The organism is Nocardioides sp. NPDC127503, assembly GCF_040302165.1.
Lineage (GTDB): Bacteria > Actinomycetota > Actinomycetes > Propionibacteriales > Nocardioidaceae > Nocardioides.
This window is the reverse complement of sequence record NZ_JBEORH010000011.1, coordinates 89,756-105,579: the sequence shown is the minus strand read 5'-3', so window position 1 is coordinate 105,579 and position 15,824 is coordinate 89,756. Positions and strand designations below refer to the sequence as shown.

Sequence of the window (15,824 nt, the reverse complement as noted above, 5' to 3'; positions counted from 1 at the left end):
CGGCGGTCAGTCCCAGCGGCGGGTGCGAGCCAGCAGGGCGGCGGAGGCGGCGACGCCGGCGGTGGAGGTGCGCAGGACCTCGCCACCGAGACGGATGGTGGTGGCGCCGGCCTTCTCGAACAGGGAGATCTCCTCGTCCGTCAGGCCGCCCTCGGGGCCGACCACGACGAGGATGGTGCCCTCGTCGATGACGGGGACCGCGCCGAGCGGGAGGGTGCCCTCCTCGTGGAGAACGACGGCGACGTCGGCCGCCTCGATCATGGCCACGACGGCGTCGGTGGTGGCCAGCGGCTCGACCTCGGGGTGCCACAGCCGGCGCGACTGCTTGGCGGCCTCCCGGGCGGTGGCCCGCCAGCGGGCCAGGGACTTGACCGCGCGCTCGCCCTTCCAGACGGCGACCGAACGGGTCGCCGCCCACGGGACGATGCTGGCGGCGCCGATCTCGGTGAGCATCTCGACGGCGAGCTCGCCACGATCGCCCTTGGGCAGCGCCTGGACGACCGTCAGCGCGGGCTCGGGCGGCGCGTCGCCGAGGAAGATCTCATCGACGCGTACGGTCATCGACTTCTTGGTGGTCTGGGTGATCGTGCCGGTGACGCCCTCGCCGGCGCCGTCGGTGAGCACGACCTCCTCGCCGACCCGGAGGCGGCGTACGACGACCGCGTGATGGCCCTCATCACCGCTCACCTCGATGTCGTCGCCGACACGGGTGCCGACGAGCGACTCGACGAGGTGAACGGGAAGGGTCATGTCAGCTCCGCGCTTGCTCAGTGGCCGTTGAGGGTGTCCTTGAACCAGGAGAAGACGCCGCCCTTGTGGGCCGCCTTGAGCTGGCCCTGCACGGACTCCTCACCGCGCATCTCGGCGAGCTGGCGCAGCAGCGCCTCCTGCTCGAGGTCGAGCTTGGTGGGGGTCTCCACGTTGATGGTCACGATCAGGTCGCCGCGACCGCCACGCAGGCCAGGCACACCGCGGCCACGCAGGACGTGGTCGGTGCCGGACTGGGTGCCGGCCTTGAGGTCGATCTGGATCGAGGCGTCCTCGGGGTCGATCTGGTCCGCGCCATCGCCGACGAGGTCGGCCTCCAGCGTCGGCAGGTTGAGCGTGGTGCCGAGCGCGGCCGCGGTCATCGGCACCTTCGCGGTGCAGTGCAGGTCGTTGCCCCTGCGGGTGAAGGTGGCGTGCTTGGCGACATGGATCTCGACGTAGAGGTCACCGGCGGGGCCGCCGCCGGGGCCGATCTCGCCCTGCTCGGCGAGCTGCACCCGGGTGCCGTCGTCGACGCCCGGCGGGATCTTGACGGTCAGAGTGCGGTGGGAGCGCACCCGGCCCTCGCCGCTGCAGTCTCGGCACGGGTCGGGGATGACGGTGCCGAAGCCGTTGCAGGCCGAGCACGGGCGCAGCGTACGGATCTCGCCCAGGAAGGAGCGCTGCACGACCGCGACCTCACCCTGGCCGTGGCAGGTCTCGCACGGGACCGGGTGGGAGCCTTCCGCGGCCCCCTCGCCACCACAGGTGTCGCAGACGACCGCGGTGTCGACCTTGAGGTCGCGGGTGACGCCGAAGGCGGCCTCGGCCAGGTCGATGTCGAGACGGATGAGGGCGTCCTGCCCGCGGCGTACGCGCGGACGGGGGCCACGCCCCGCGCCTCCGGTGCCGGCACCGGCGCCGCCGAAGAAGGCGTCCATGATGTCGGTGAACGAGAAGCCCGCGCCCTGCGCGCCGAAGCCGCCCGCGAACGGGTCGCCACCGCGGTCGAACGCCGCCCGCTTCTGCGGGTCGCTCAGCACCTCGTACGCGTGGGAGATCTCTTTGAACTTCTCCTGCGACTCGGCGTCGGGGTTGACGTCAGGGTGGTACTGGCGCGCCAGCTTCCGGTACGCCTTCTTGATCGTTGCGTCGTCGGCGTCCTTGTCGACACCGAGGAGTTCATAGGGGTCCAACGTCGGTCTTCCTGCCATCGAAGTTCGCTGATCTTCCTTGAATCGAGTCTGCTGCTCAAGCCTCGTCGAGGATCCGGGAGAGGTAACGCGCCACCGCGCGCACCGCCGCCATGGATCCGGGGTAGTCCATCCGGGTGGGGCCGACCACGCCGAGCGTGGCCAGCGCCTCGTCGCCAGGTCCGTAGCCGGTCGCCACCACGCTGGTCTGCGACAGCTCCTGGTAGGGGCCCTCGGCACCGATCCGCACCGTGACCAGTCCGCCCGCGGTCGCCTCGCCCATCAGCTTGAGCAGGACGACGTGCTCCTCGAGGGCCTCGAGGAGCGGGCGTACGGCGGTGTCGAAGCTGTCACCGAAGCGGGCCAGGTTGCTGGTGCCGCCGATGGAGATCCGCTCGTCGGAGCGGTGGTCGTTCATCGCCTCGATCAGGGCCTCCGCCACCGCGGCCGCGAGCCCATCCTTCAATGTATCCGTCTGCGGGGCGTCGGCGGGCGCATCGGCCGGCCGGGCGATGGTGCGCAGCGCCTCGCCGGCCTCGGCGATGACCGCACCGGCGACCGCGGTGTTGATCTTGGCGCGGAGCGTGGCCAGGGTCTCCTCGGAGACCTCCTCGGTCACCTCGAGCAGTCGCTGCTCGACGCGGCCGGTGCTGAGGATGAGCACGAGGAGGAGCCTGGTCGGGGCCAGCGCGACCAGCTCGACGTGGCGCACGGTCGAGCGGCTCAGCGTCGGGTATTGCACCACCGCGACCTGGCGGGTCAGCTGGGAGAGCAGCCGGGTCGAGCGGGTGACGACGTCGTCGAGGTCGACCGCGCCCTCGAGGAAGCCGGCGATCGCCCGCTTCTCGGCCGCGGTCATCGGCTTGACCGTGGTCAGCCGGTCGACGAAGAGCCGATAGCCCTTGTCGGTGGGCACCCGGCCGGCACTGGTGTGAGGGGCGGTGATGTAGCCCTCCTCCTCCAGCGCGGCCATGTCGTTGCGCACCGTCGCCGGGGAGACGCCGAGACCATGACGCTCCACGAGCGCCTTGGAGCCGACCGGCTCCTCGGTCTTCACATAGTCCTCGACGATCGCCCTGAGGACGGAGAGCCTGCGTTCGTTCTGCATCTGCCCTCCTATCGTCCTGGCTGCCTGGCACTCATTCCGTGCGAGTGCCAATCCTACCGGTTCGCGTCACAGGCACCAGTTCCCGGTGGCCGCTCCGCTCTGTGGAACGGAACACTTCTGTCGCCATCGAGATAGCCTTAGGTTAGGCTGACCTTAGAGTCATTCTGCACTGCTTCCGCCCCACTGGAGAGTCCTATGATCGCCGACGATCTGCTGGCCCGCATCACGGTCCACGCCAACGACGAGCACCAGGCGGACCTGTGCCGCTCGCTCTCGGCACGGCTCGGGCTGCGGCCGCGTCACATCGTGGGCGTACGTCTCTCCAACCTCACCGCCGAGAGCGTCGATGTCTCCTGGATCACCCTCGACGGCGGCCATCACGTGACCTTCCGGTTCCCGGAGACCGCGGCCACCCCGGACGAGGTTCTCGAGCAGCTCGGGCGAGTGCTCACCGGTTCTCGCTGCTGACTCCACTACCGTTCTCCGGATGAGCGATCGCTACGGCTCCGACGTACTGGCCGGCGACTGGCGCAAGCCCAAGAACGGGCGTGCCGTCGAGACTCCCGCAGAGCTGGGCGCAGTGGTCGAGGAGGTCGAGACCGATTTCGTCGGCGAGATCGTGCGGATCGACCGTGACCTGCACACGCTGACCCTGGAGGACCGGAAGGGCAAGCGGCGTACGTTCCCGCTCGGGCCCGGCTTCTGGCTCGAGGGCAAGCCGGTCATCCTCACTCCCCCGGTGACCCGCACGGCACCGGCGAAGCCGACCCGCACCGCGTCGGGCTCGGTGGCCGTGGACAACGTCAAGGCCCGGGTCGCGCGCGAGTCGCGGATCTTCGTCGAGGGGCGTCACGACGCCGAGCTGGTCGAGAAGATCTGGGGTGACGACCTGCGGATCGAGGGCGTCGTCGTCGAGTATCTGGGCGGTGTCGACGACCTCGCCGACCACCTGGTCTCGTTCAAGCCCGGACCGGAGCGGCGGGTCGGGGTCCTGGTGGACCATCTGGTCAAGGGCTCGAAGGAGGCCCGGATCGCGGAGTCGATCAGGCGCTCCGCGGTCGGCCAGCACGTGCTGATCGTCGGTCACCCGTTCATCGACGTGTGGCAGGCGGTCAAGCCGGGCCGGCTCGGGCTCGAGGCCTGGCCGAGCGTGCCGCGGTCGATCGAGTGGAAGAAGGGCATCTGCCAGCACATGGGCTGGCCCCACCGCGATCAGGCCGACATCGCCCGGGCCTGGAAGCACATCCTGGGACGGGTGAACTCGTTCGGCGACCTGGAGCCCGCCCTGCTCGGGCGGGTCGAGGAGCTGATCGACTTCGTGACCGAGCCCGTCTGAGCCTCGGTCAGTAGGCCGACTTCTTCGGCATGATGATCCACAGCACGATGTAGACGATGAACTGCGGCCCGGGGAGCAGGCAGGAGATGACGAAGGCCAGCCGGATCAGGTTCGAGTTGATGCCGAAACGGTTGCCGAGACCGCCGCACACGCCGGCGATCCATTTGTCGTTGCTGGGACGGGAAAGAGTTGTGGTTGCCATAGCTCCACTCTCCCCTGTCGGGCCCTCTTTACCAATCAGGATCACCCCTGATCCTTCGATCAGGACCAAGGTCCCGAACTCAGGGATGCTCAGGGGAGCAGGTCTCGGACCACCGCGTCGGCGAGGAGTCTGCCGGTCTCGGTGAGGAAGATCGTGTCGTCGGCGACGGTGACCAGGCCGCGGCGTACCTGCTCCGGAACAGCGGCACGGCCGTCGTCGTCGAGGGCTTCTGTTGGGAGGCCGTCGGCGAGCCTCAGCTCGAGAAGGACGCGCTCGACCCGCCGGTCCTCCTCGGCGAGGATCTCGCGGGCGTGGGCGGGGCTCTGCTTGGCGCCGATGCGGTCGGCGTACGCCTTGGGGTGCTTGACGTTCCACCACCGGGTGCCGCCGACGTGGCTGTGGGCGCCGGGGCCGACACCCCACCAGTCACCGCCCTGCCAGTAGAGCATGTTGTGGCGGCAGCGCTGGCTCTCGTCGGTGGCCCAGTTGGAGACCTCGTACCAGGTCAGGCCGTGCTTTCGCAGCGTGGCGTCGGCCAGCTCGTACTTGTCGGCGAGGTCGTCCTCGTCGGGCATCTCGATCTCGCCTCTTCTGACCCTTCGGGCCAGGGCGGTGCCGTCCTCGACGATGAGCGAGTAGGCCGAGATGTGGTCGGGGTTGCTGGCCAGCGCGGTGTCGAGGCTGGTGCGCCAGTCGTCGATCGACTCCCCCGGAGTGCCGTAGATGAGGTCGAGGGAGACCTGCTCGAAGCCGGCCTCGCGGGCCCACTCCACGACCTGCGGGACCCGCTCGGGGTCGTGGGTGCGGTCGAGGGTCTCGAGTACGTGGGGGACGGCCGACTGCATGCCGAAGCTGAGCCGGGTGAAGCCGCCCTCGCGCAGGGCGCGCAGGTAGTCCAGGTCGACGGAGTCGGGGTTGGCCTCGGTCGTCACCTCGACGTCGTCGGCGAGGCCGAACTCGTCCTTGATCGCGGTGAGCATGCTGACCAGGTCGCTCGCCGGCAGGAGCGTCGGGGTGCCGCCGCCGAAGAAGACGGTATTCACCTGCTTGCCGCTCTCACCCAGCACCCGGCGCGCCAGCCGGACCTCCTCGATGGCCTGGTCGGCGTACGTCTGCCGGCTCACGCCGGGGCCCAGCTCGATCGCGGTGTAGGTGTTGAAGTCGCAGTAGCCGCACCTGACCGTGCAGAACGGGACGTGGACGTAGAAGCCCAGCCCCTTCTCGCCCAGCGTGCTCAGCGACTCGGCCGGCAGTGACCCGTCGGTAGGGGCGGGGTCACCGGGAGGCAGAGCGGAAGGCACCCCTCCATTCTCAACCCCAGCACCGAGTAGTCAGAAATGGCGGTCGGGTGGGCAGTTCTGGCGGCGAGGCGGTGCTGGGCCCCTAGGATCGCCGGGTGTCCGTCCCGGGGTTCCGCACCTACTGGACCGCGGCAACGATCGGCGCGTTCGGCTCGTCGGTGACCGTGATCGCGATTCAAGTGCTGGTCGTCTCGGTCCTCGGCGCGAGCGCTACCGAAGTCGGGTTGATCAGGGCGGTGCAACTGCTGCCGTACCTGCTGCTGGGGTTGGTCGTCGGCGCACTGGTCGACCGGATGCGTCGCAAGCCGGTACTGGTGTGGTCGAACGTCCTTCTGGCCGCAACACTGCTGGTCATTCCCGCCCTGTGGGTGCTGGACAGGCTCTCGCTGTCAGCCGTTGCTGTTGTGCTGTTCCTGTTCGGAACACTCAACGTCATCGAGTTCGCGGCGGTCCAGTCGTTCCTGCCCCGGCTGGTGCCGAGGTCCGAACTCCTGGCCGCCAATGCACGACTCGACCAGAGCGAGACGGTGGCGCAGACGACCGGCCCGGTGGTCGGCGGCGGACTGGTATCGCTGCTCGGTGCGCCGTGGGCGGTTCTCGTGGACGCGGTCAGCTATCTGGTCAGCGCGGTGCTGATCTCGAGGGTTCCTATCGATGAACCGCCTCCGCGACCGACCACCACCCGCCTGCGCCAGGAGATCTCCGAAGGGATCCGTTGGATCTACCGACACCCGACTCTCGCACCGCTGGCCTGGTCGACGCATGTCTGGTTCCTCGGGAACAGCATGGCCGCCACGGTGCTCGTGCCGTTCGCGCTCCGACCGCTGGGACTGAGCCCGCTGACGTACGGCATCGCCCTCGCCGTCGCCGGAGTCGGTGGCCTGATCGGAGCACTGCTGGCCACGCGACTCGGACATGCGTTCGGGGCCGGACTGGTCGTTCTTGTAGGACGTGTCCTCACCATGGTCGCGTGGGCTGTCGTGGCGCTCGCACCTTCCGCATCATCGGGAACAGTGCTCCCGCTCATCGTCGTCGCGACCGGGCAACTGGTCCTCGGACTGGGGATGGGCCTGGAGAACGCCAATGAGATGGGCTACTGGCAGGCGAACACACCGGACGAAGTGCAGGGGCGGGTGAACTCGACCAGGCGCTCGGCCAACCGGACCATTGCCGTCGCAGGTGCGGTGGCCGGTGGTCTGCTGGCCGATCTGCTGGGCTTCCGGCCCACGTTGTGGCTGGCTGTCGCGGTGTTCGCGGTCGCGTCGGCGATCCTCGCACTGTCGCCGTTCCGGTCGGCACGACACTGACGTCCACGCGCCAGCATGGTCGAGGCCGATCCACCTGTCGAAAAGGGTTAACCGTCACGGGAGGGGTGGTGGGAAAATTCCGGCGTGTCCGTCTCGCAGCCTGATCTTCTTCTCGACGATGTTCTCGACAACCCGGTCTGGCACTCGCTGACCGGTGCGCACGCCTCGCTCGCCGAGGGCTCGGGACTCGGTCGGCGCTACCGTCCTGACGTCTCGCCCTTCGCCGCGGTCTCGGACCCGCGTGACCCGCAGGCGTGGCGGGACCTGGCCGCAGCCGTCGGGCCCGGCGGCACCGCGCTGATCACCGGCGCGGCCGGTGTCTGCGGGGAAGGGTGGTCGGTCGTCGGCGGTGGCGAAGGGTTTCAGCTCGTCGAGACGTCACGGGTCGCTGCCGCGCCCGATCCCGCGGCGGTCGTGCTCGGGGACGCCGACGTCCCCGAGATGCTCGACCTCGTCGCCCGCACCGAGCCGGGACCGTTCGAGAAGGCGACCCACACGATGGGTACGTATCTGGGGCTGCGCCACGAGGGCCGCCTCGTCGCGATGGCAGGCCAGCGGATGCACCCGGGCGGGTGGATCGAGATCAGCGCCGTCTGCACCGCGCCCGAGGCACGCGGCCGCGGCCTCGCCAGCCGCCTCGTCCTCGCCGTCACCGCCGACATCCGCGCCCGCGGCTCCCGCGCGCTGATGCACGCGTCGGTCGCCAACACCGGCGCCATCTCGGTCTACCTCGGCCTCGGGTTCGAGGAGCGGCGGCGTACGACCTTCGAGCTCTTCCGCGCGCCCGCCTAGCGCCGAAGCGTCACCCCCGTCGGCCGAAGCGTCACCCGCGTCGGCCGAGACGTCACGTACGTCGCGCGAGAGGTCACCGGCTGCCATCTCGGCCGACCTAGCTGACGCCTCGGCCGACCTAGCTGACGCCTCGGCCGACGTAGCCGACGCCTCGGCCGACGTAGCCGACGCCTCGGCCGACGTAGCCGACGTCTCGGCTGTCAGTGGAAGTCGCGGGAGCGGTGGCGGGAGGCGATGGCCTTGGCTGCCTCGGGGTGGATCTCCTCGAGCGGGGCGAGGCGGTCGGCGACCAGGTTGGTGACCCCGTCGTTGCGCTCGAGGATGCCGCGGATGAGCATGACGGAGGTGGAGACGGCGATCTTGCGGTGCTTCCTCCACAGGCCGGCGGAGCAGACGACGTTGAGCATGCCGGTCTCGTCCTCGAGGTTGATGAAGGTGACGCCGCCCGCGGTCCCGGGACGCTGGCGGTGGGTGACCAAGCCGGCGACGGTGATGCGTCGGCCGGGCTCCGAGGTGGGGAGGTCGCTGATCTTCGGGAGTCCCGCCGCGGTCAGGCCGGCCCGGAGATGGGCGAAGGGATGGCTACCGGGGGTCACGCCGGTCGCCCAGAGGTCGGCGAGGGTCTCCTCGACCGGGTCGAGGCCGGGCAGCGCGGGGGTCTCGGCGGTGAACCGCACCCCTTCGAGCTGGTCCTCGGTCTCGGTCCAGCCCGCCTGCCACAGCGCCTGGCGACGGCTCGATGTGAACACCTCCAAACATCCGGCGGTCGCCAGCGCCTCGAGCTGGGCCCGCTCAAGTCCGGCGCGACGGGAGAGGTCGAGGGAGTCCTTGAACGGTGCCTCCTCGCGGGCCTTCACGATCCGCTTGGCGACGTCCTTGCCGATGCCGCGTACGGAGTCCAGGCCCAGCCGCACCGCGAAGTTGCCGTCACGCCGGTGTTCCGGGGTCGGGTCGGGGGTGCCGGGGACCCACGGGGTCTTCTCCCCGTCCAGCCGGCACTCCTCCTTCCCGGTCGGCGACACGACGTCGACATCGAGCGGCTCCAGGCCGGCGGCGGCCTGGCTGAGGACGAGGTCGGGGCGGCGTACCTCCACTCCATGGCGGCGGGCGTCCTGGGTCAGCGACTGCGGTGAGTAGAAGCCCATCGGCTGGGCGCGGAGCAGGCCGGCCAGGAACGCGGCCGGGTAGTGGAGCTTGAACCACGACGAGGCGTAGACGAGCTTGGCGAAGCTCAGCGCGTGGGACTCGGCGAAGCCGAAGTTCGCGAAGGAGAGGATCTGGGTGTAGACCGCCTCGGCGGTCTCCTCGGTCATGCCCTTGGCTCGCATGCCCTCATAGAGCTGCTCCTTGAGCGAGTCGATCCGCTCGAGACCACGCTTCGAGCCCATCGCCCGGCGCAGCAGATCGGCGTCGTCGTGGTTGAAGTCGCCGAGCACGCGGCCCATCTCCATGAGCTGCTCCTGGAACAGCGGCACCCCGAGGGTCCGCTCCAGCACCGGCTCCAGCAGCTCGTGGGCGAAGCTGACCTCCTCGCGCCCGGTGGCCCGGCGTACGTAGGGATGGACCGCACCACCCTGCACCGGTCCGGGCCGGATGAGCGCGATCTCGATGGCCAGGTCGTAGAAGCAGCGCGGCTGCAGGCGCGGCAGGGTGCCGATCTGCGCGCGCGACTCGACCTGGAAGACCCCGATCGAGTCGGCCCGGCAGAGCATGTCGTAGACCGCCGGCTCCTCCTTGGGGATGGTCGCCAGGGTCCACTCCTCCCCCAGGTGCTCCGCAGCCAGGTGCATCATGTGGTCGAGCGCCGCCAGCATCCCGAGCCCGAGCAGGTCGAACTTCACCAGTCCCATGTATTCGGCGGCGTCCTTGTCCCACTGGATCACGGTGCGTTTCTCCATGCGGGCACGCTCGATGGGTACGACCTCGCCGATCGGCTCCTCGGTCAGCACCATGCCGCCGGAGTGGATGCCGAGATGGCGCGGGGTTCCGTGGATCTCCTCGGCCAGCGCCAGGACCGGAGCGGGGATGCCGACGTCGTCCGGTGCCTCGACGCGGGAGTAGCCGAGGTGCTTGGACCAGGCGTCCTGCTGGCCGGGGCTGTGGCCGAGCGCCTTGGCCGCGTCCCTGACCGCCATCTTCGGCCGGTAGCCGACGATGTTCGCGACCTGCGCGGCGTTGCGGCGGCCGTAGGTGTCGTAGACCCACTGGATCACCGTCTCGCGCTTGTCGGAGTCGAAGTCGACGTCGATGTCCGGCTCCTCCTCACGGTGCTCAGAGATGAACCGCTCGAACGGCAGCTTGTAGAAGACCGGGTCGATCGCGGTGATCCCCAGGGCGTAGCAGACCGCGCTCGCCGCCGCGCTCCCTCGCCCCTGGCAGAGGATCTTCTCGCTCCGCGCGAACTCGACGATGTCGTGCACGATCACGAAGTAGCCCGGGAAGTCCTTGCGCTCGATGACGTCGAGCTCGTGCTCCACACGCTTGCGGGCCTTTTCGACGAACTTCGGGTCGCTGGCGTACGCCTCCGCATAGCGCTCCGCGAAACCCTCCTCGGTCAGCTTGCGCAGCCGGCTCGCGGCGGTCTCGCCCTCGGGGATCCCGCGCTTGGGCAGCTTCGGGGTGGCCTTGCGCAGGTCGAAGGCGCACTCATCGGCGATCTCGACGCTGCGTGCCACCGCGCCCGGGTAGCGCCGGAAGAGCTGGTCCATCTCCTCCCCCGTCCTGACGTACGCCACCGGCCCGGCCGGGAGCCAGCCGGCGATGTCGCTCAGGGTGCGCCGCGCGCGGACCGCCGCGAGCGCGTCGGCCACCCGGTGCCGGTCCGGGGTGGCGTAGTGGACGTTGTTGGTGGCGACGGTGGGCAGGCCGGCCTCGCGGGCGATGCCGGCGAGCAGGTCGTTGTCGTAGGAGTCGGTCGGATGGCCGCGGTCGGTCAGCTCGACGACGACGTTGTCGTGGCCGAACCTGTCGGTGAGCTCGCGCAGCGCCCGGGCCGCGGCGATCGGTCCGGTGCTGGTGAGGGCCTGGCGTACGGTGCCCTTGCGGCACCCGGTCAGGATCAGCCAGTTGCCGGCGCAGGCCCGGTCGGCGAGCTCGTCGAGGTCGTAGGCCGGCCGGCCCTTCTCGTCGCCGCGCAGCTGCGCCTCGGTGATCGCGCCGGCCAGCTGCCGGTAGCCCTCGACGCCCCGGGCGAGAACTAGGAGATGGCTGCCCTCGGGGTCGGCGACCCCGTTCTGCGGCTTGGTCAGGCCCAGGGACAGCTCGGCGCCGTAGATCGTCAGCAGCCGTCGCCCCGGCTCCGTCAGCTTCTGCGCCGCCTCGGCGAAGGCGGGAGCCCCGTAGAAGCCGTCGTGGTCGGTGATCGCGATCCCGTGCAGCCCCTGCCGGATCGCCTCGCTGACCAGCGCCGACGGCGAGCTCGCTCCGTCGAGGAAGGAGAAGTCGGAGTGGGCGTGGAGCTCGGCGTACGGCACCACCGGGCCTTCCGGCCAGCGCACCGACTCGTCGGTCAGCCGCTTCTTGCGCCGCGAGATCGGCGCGTCGCCGTAGGGGTCCTTCGGCGGGCGGCCGGACAGCCGTCGCTCCAGTTCCTTCCACGGGATCTCGGGGTTGTTCCAGCCCATCAGCCACCGCCCCGTCAGTCATAGCTGGCTTCGGTGAGCCAGTGGTCGGTGTCGAAGGTGGCCAGCCAGGCGCGGCCGTCGACCCCGACGAGCTGGAAGCGGGCGACTCGTCGCCCGCCGCCGGGCTCCCACCACGCCTCGGTGACCGGCCACGGACCTGCCCAGGAGGCGACCCGCTGCCAGGGTTGGCCGGCCGAGGGCCGGTAGCGGGCGGGGTCGGCGGAGACACCGCCGCGCGGGAGCACCAGCACCTGCCGCCCGGCCTGGTCGCAGACCTCCGCAGGCCAGGGTTCGGCCAGGACCCGGGCGGGCGCCGGCGGCGGGATGCTCCCCGGCCACGGCAGCGTGCGGTCGCGGAGAGTGGTGGGGCGGTCGCCCCAGGGGACGTACGCCTGCCGGTCGCGTGGCGTCCGGCCGCCCTGGAGCACCGGGGCGACGACTGCCTCATGGCCGAGCAGGCCCTGCACCCGGGCGATGCCGCGATCGACGCGCTCGTTCGTGCCGCCCCAGAGACCATCGGCGTGGACCGCCTCGGAGACGGCGACCTCGGGGACGAAGCGGACCTCGGTCACCGCTCCTCCGCGCTTACCCGACACCGCCCCGGCCAGCTGCCAGTGCAGCCGGTCGATGAGATCGACGGAGGAGAACCATCGCGGGTGCGCCCAGGTGCGTACCGAGTCCGTGACGTCCTCCATCGCGACCTCGATCCGCACCTCGGTGCAGACCTCCTGTCGCGTCGCCAGGCCCTTCACGAACCCCTCCGCCGCCTGCCGGGCCGAGAAGCAGACCGCCTCGGCGGAGTCGAGCGGCGGCTCGAAGGCCACCTCGGTGGTGAGCTCGGGCGGTGGCGTACGCCCGGTCACCGGCCGCGCTCCCTCACCATGGATCACCTGGCGGACCCAGGCGGCCTGCGCGCCGAAGCGCGCCTTGACGTCGGCGCCGGGCAGGTCGGCGAGGCCACCGAGGGTGGTCAGGCCGAGTCGCTGCAGCAGGCTGACCGCGTTCGCGTCCTCGAGGACATGGACCGGCAGGGCGCGCAGGAACGCGGTGGAGCCTCCGTCTGCCGGGACGGCGTACGTCTCCTGCAGCCCGGCGCTCCGCGCGGCCTGCTCGGCGGTGAAGAGCTCATCGGCGATGCCGATCCGTACGTCCCAGATCCCGAGCCCGACCACGCACTCGGCGATCGCCGCGCCGGCCTCGGCCTCGCCACCGTAGAAGCGTGCCGGCGAGCGCAGCGCGACCAGCCCGGGGCGCAGCGGCATGACGCCGGGGCGCAGCTCCTCCAGGCGCACCAGCACCTCCTCGAACACCCGCGCGTCACGGGCTTCGTCGGCGGCGAGCACCTGGATCTCCGGGCAGCGCGACTGCGCGTCGCGGCGGCGCATCCCGCGCTTGATCCCGAACTCCCGCGCAGCCTGGTTGTAGGCCTGGACCCGGTTCTGCGCGAAGACCGCGGCCGGAAGGTGCCGCGGCAGGCCGGCCTCGCCCAGCGCTGCGGCGACCGGCCAGTCGGCGCACCAGACCACCAGCGTCCGACTCATGCCGACTCCTGTTTCCGCAGGTCAGCAAGGCCAGAGACGGGCTCGAGGACGCGCCGCAGACCGCCGTCCTCGGCCGGGAACCAGAGCGCCGTACGCCGCGGCGGAGCCGTCCCGCGCACCGCCTCGACCACCATCCTTCTCGCCCGGAGATGGCCGTCGCCGTTGCCCAGCCCAACCCAGCGCGGCTCGGTCGCCCGCAGACGTACGTCTGCTCTCGGCCACTCCCCCAGCGCGACCAGCGCGGCACCGCGGGTGCGCAGCCGGGCACCGATCTTCTCGGCGACGCTCGGGGTCACCCGACCGGTCGGCCGGACCAGCACCAGCGTGACCACGTCCACCAGCGCCGCGGTCGCCTCCAGCCAGGAGTCCTTGGGGCGCGGCACCAGGATGGTCCGCTCCAGGTCGACACCGGCCTCGGCCGCCGCCTCGACGCCGAAGTCCTCCACCCCGACGACGGCGGTCCACTCCCCCGCCGCCGACGGTCCTGCCAGCAGCAGCACCGCCAACGACAGCGAGTCGGCCGCGTACGTCCCGCCGGCCCGAAGCTGCACCACTCCACCGAGCGCCTCGTGCGTAGCCAGCTCCGCACCGATGCCCGGCTTCTGCTCCAGCCGTCGCACCTTCGACCGAAGCTGCTCGATCTGAGCCAGCTTCTGGTGTCGCTCAATCCCCGCTACCACTCCCACTCAATGAGTATCGAACATTTGTTCGAACGGAGCAACCCCGCCGAGGCGTCGCTCCCGCCGGCCGAGACGTCACTCACGTCGGTCGAGTTGGCAGCGGAATGCCATCTCGACCGACGTAGCTGACGCCTCGGCAGGGGTCAGCCGCGGAGCGCGGAGGCGAGGTAGGTGAGGCGGGGGTAGTCGGAGGTGGGGAGGGCGGTGACGGTGGTCGTCTTGGCCACCGCGATCTTCCAGTACGTCGCGCCGGCGACGACCAGGAAGTCGGCCTTCGACGAACCGTCACCGGACAGGGGCGTCGTGATCAGCTCGGGCTGACCGAAGGCCCGGAGGGCGGCGATGACCGGGGAGCTCTCCTCGAGGGCGGCGCGGGCGGCGGCGATGAGGCCACCATGGGCGTCGGGGACGGCGTTGACGCGCAGGGTCTGGATGCGCGGCTCGGCCTCCGGCGAGAGCATGACCTCGATGTCGTAGCGACCCTTCTCGGCCGGCACCACGGCGAGCGCGACGCCCATCCCGCGGGAGAAGTAGCCGTAGGGCGCGCCGCCCAGCGGCAGCCCGACCTTCGCGCGCGCCTGGGTGATCTGGACGCGGCGGCCGGCGTCGGGCGCGTCGAGCTCGACGTTGTCGGCGAAGAGCGACGGCAGCGCGAAGACCTCAGCGCCCGAAGGATCGAACGTACGCAGCCGCTCGACCGCGGCCTCCAGCGCTGCGTCGAGCCGCGGCCGCAGGCCCTTGACCACCGTCGAGAACCGCTGCGGACCGTTGCCGGCGAGCTCGTCCGACACCAGCGAGCGCAGCGCGGTCATCGCGGTCGGGTAGCCCCCGGCGTACGTGCTGTTGGACAGCGTGATCACACCCAGGCCGGTCGCGGGGTGCCAGACCATCCGCGAGCCGTAGCCGGGGTAGCCACCGGAGTGGTGGACGAACTGCCCGAGCCGGCTGTCGTGGTCGACCATCAGGCCGTAGCCGTAGCCGGCGGCGACCGCCCCGACACCCGCCTCAGGACCCTCGAACCCCAGCGAGGCCGACACCGAGCCGAACCGGTGCAGCTGCTGCATCTCCCGCCGCGACGCCTTCGACAGCGGATGCCCATCGGCGGCGGAGGAGAAGGCGCCCAGGAAGCCGCCGACCCAGCGCGCCAAGTCGGCGACCGAGGAGTGCAGGCCGCCCATCGCAGCGAACGAACCGGACGGCACCGGCGCCGTCGGGGCCCACGTCGGCGGGCCCTCGAGCCGGTCGCCGGCCCAGGCCGGGTGCAGCGGCGGTACGTGACCGGGGACCCGGTTGGGCACCGCATCGGGCGAGTAGGCCGAGGAGGTCATCCCCAGCGGCGCCAGCAGCTCGTGCTCGACGAAGTCCCGGTTCGCCCCCTCGGGAGACGAACCACCGACGACGTTCTCGATCGCGCGACCGAGCAGCGCATAGCCGAGGTTGGAGTACTCGAACCCGACCCCCGGCTCCTGCCCGGTCGTGAAGCCTCCGTCGAGGAACGTCCCGAAGTCGTCGTAGGACAGCGACTCCTGCCGGTCGCCCCACGGGTCGTCGGTCGGCAGTCCGGCAGACATCGAGAGCAGCAGCCGCAGCGTCACCGCCGGGGAATCGGCGGAGTAGGGAGCCTGGTCGACGAGCTCGGGCACGTACTGCGCGATCGCCTCATCCAGGTCGACCAGCCCGCGGTCACGCAGCAGCAGCACCGCGGCCGCCGTGAACGACTTCGACATCGACGCGATCCGGAAGACGCTCTCGGCCGTCGGCGCCGGACCACCCTCGGTCGTCGCCCCGAACGCGCCGGAGTGGAGCAGCTCGGAGCCGCGTACGACCCCATAGGCCAGCCCCGGAGTCAGCTTCTCCTCGAAGCGCTGTTGGAAGAGCTCGTCGACGACAGAGGTGTTCAGGCTCATACAGGCGTTCCTTCGGTGGCAGAAGTTGCTCGACGCCTTGCAGCCTAGAGGCCACAGTTGCACCGTCAGCGCAACACCCACGCCGTG

13 protein-coding genes are annotated in these 15,824 nt (G+C 70.7%); 4 read left to right on the top strand and 9 right to left on the bottom strand.

What is annotated here, in order from left to right; translation table 11 throughout:
- Positions 1–6: 6 nt before the first annotated feature.
- The 3 genes from ABTW65_RS23290 to hrcA are packed head-to-tail and all read right to left on the bottom strand — an operon-like array spanning position 7 to position 3,048.
- Positions 7–750 (bottom strand): 16S rRNA (uracil(1498)-N(3))-methyltransferase, encoded by a 744-nt coding sequence (locus tag ABTW65_RS23290; protein WP_350664551.1) that lies wholly within the window; start codon positions 748–750, stop codon positions 7–9.
- A gap of 17 nt (positions 751–767) precedes the next feature.
- The gene (gene dnaJ / locus ABTW65_RS23285; RefSeq protein WP_350664550.1) at positions 768–1,961 is read right to left on the bottom strand and encodes a molecular chaperone DnaJ; all 1,194 of its coding nucleotides are present in this window, start codon (positions 1,959–1,961) and stop codon (positions 768–770) included.
- Positions 1,962–1,998: 37 nt separating this feature from the next.
- The gene (gene hrcA / locus ABTW65_RS23280) at positions 1,999–3,048 is read right to left on the bottom strand and encodes a heat-inducible transcriptional repressor HrcA (protein WP_350664548.1); all 1,050 of its coding nucleotides are present in this window, start codon (positions 3,046–3,048) and stop codon (positions 1,999–2,001) included.
- A 195-nt stretch (positions 3,049–3,243) separates the two neighbouring features.
- Here hrcA and ABTW65_RS23275 point away from each other — a divergent pair, with 195 nt between their 5' ends.
- Positions 3,244–3,516, top strand: a complete 273-nt coding sequence (locus tag ABTW65_RS23275; RefSeq protein ID WP_350664546.1) for a hypothetical protein — start codon at positions 3,244–3,246, stop codon at positions 3,514–3,516.
- Positions 3,517–3,535: 19 nt separating this feature from the next.
- A complete protein-coding gene (locus tag ABTW65_RS23270; protein ID WP_350664545.1) occupies positions 3,536–4,384 on the top strand; it encodes a DUF3097 domain-containing protein in 849 nt (282 codons plus the stop codon).
- 7 nt (positions 4,385–4,391) lie between these two features.
- On the opposite strand, the gene ABTW65_RS23265 is transcribed toward ABTW65_RS23270, so the two are convergent.
- Both ABTW65_RS23265 and hemW read right to left on the bottom strand, forming a co-directional pair.
- Positions 4,392–4,586, bottom strand: a complete 195-nt coding sequence (locus ABTW65_RS23265) for a PspC domain-containing protein (RefSeq protein ID WP_350664544.1) — start codon at positions 4,584–4,586, stop codon at positions 4,392–4,394.
- Positions 4,587–4,675: 89 nt separating this feature from the next.
- Positions 4,676–5,887, bottom strand: coding sequence for a radical SAM family heme chaperone HemW (gene hemW, locus ABTW65_RS23260; protein WP_350664541.1), 1,212 nt, complete (start codon positions 5,885–5,887; stop codon positions 4,676–4,678).
- Between the two features lie 95 nt (positions 5,888–5,982).
- On the opposite strand from hemW, the gene ABTW65_RS23255 reads away from it, so the two are divergent.
- Together ABTW65_RS23255 and ABTW65_RS23250 are read left to right on the top strand one after the other, a co-directional pair.
- Positions 5,983–7,194, top strand: coding sequence for an MFS transporter (locus ABTW65_RS23255; protein WP_350664539.1), 1,212 nt, complete (start codon positions 5,983–5,985; stop codon positions 7,192–7,194).
- Positions 7,195–7,278: 84 nt separating this feature from the next.
- Positions 7,279–7,986, top strand: coding sequence for a GNAT family N-acetyltransferase (locus tag ABTW65_RS23250; protein WP_350664537.1), 708 nt, complete (start codon positions 7,279–7,281; stop codon positions 7,984–7,986).
- Between the two features lie 200 nt (positions 7,987–8,186).
- Here ABTW65_RS23250 and ABTW65_RS23245 read toward each other — a convergent pair whose 3' ends face one another.
- The 4 genes from ABTW65_RS23245 to ABTW65_RS23230 all read right to left on the bottom strand — a co-directional run bounded on the left by ABTW65_RS23245 (position 8,187) and on the right by ABTW65_RS23230 (position 15,737).
- Positions 8,187–11,609 (bottom strand): error-prone DNA polymerase, encoded by a 3,423-nt coding sequence (locus ABTW65_RS23245; protein ID WP_350664535.1) that lies wholly within the window; start codon positions 11,607–11,609, stop codon positions 8,187–8,189.
- Positions 11,610–11,623: 14 nt separating this feature from the next.
- Positions 11,624–13,150, bottom strand: coding sequence for a Y-family DNA polymerase (locus ABTW65_RS23240; protein ID WP_350664534.1), 1,527 nt, complete (start codon positions 13,148–13,150; stop codon positions 11,624–11,626).
- On the bottom strand, positions 13,147–13,836 hold the full coding sequence (gene imuA' / locus ABTW65_RS23235) for a DnaE2-dependent mutagenesis accessory factor ImuA' (protein ID WP_350664532.1): 690 nt from the start codon (positions 13,834–13,836) through the stop codon (positions 13,147–13,149). The genes ABTW65_RS23240 and imuA' overlap by 4 nt, the downstream gene beginning before the upstream one ends.
- 137 nt (positions 13,837–13,973) lie before the next feature.
- Positions 13,974–15,737 carry a serine hydrolase domain-containing protein gene (locus tag ABTW65_RS23230; RefSeq protein ID WP_350664529.1) on the bottom strand — a complete coding sequence of 588 codons (1,764 nt, stop codon included), beginning with the start codon at positions 15,735–15,737 and terminating at the stop codon, positions 13,974–13,976.
- Positions 15,738–15,824 lie beyond the last annotated feature (87 nt).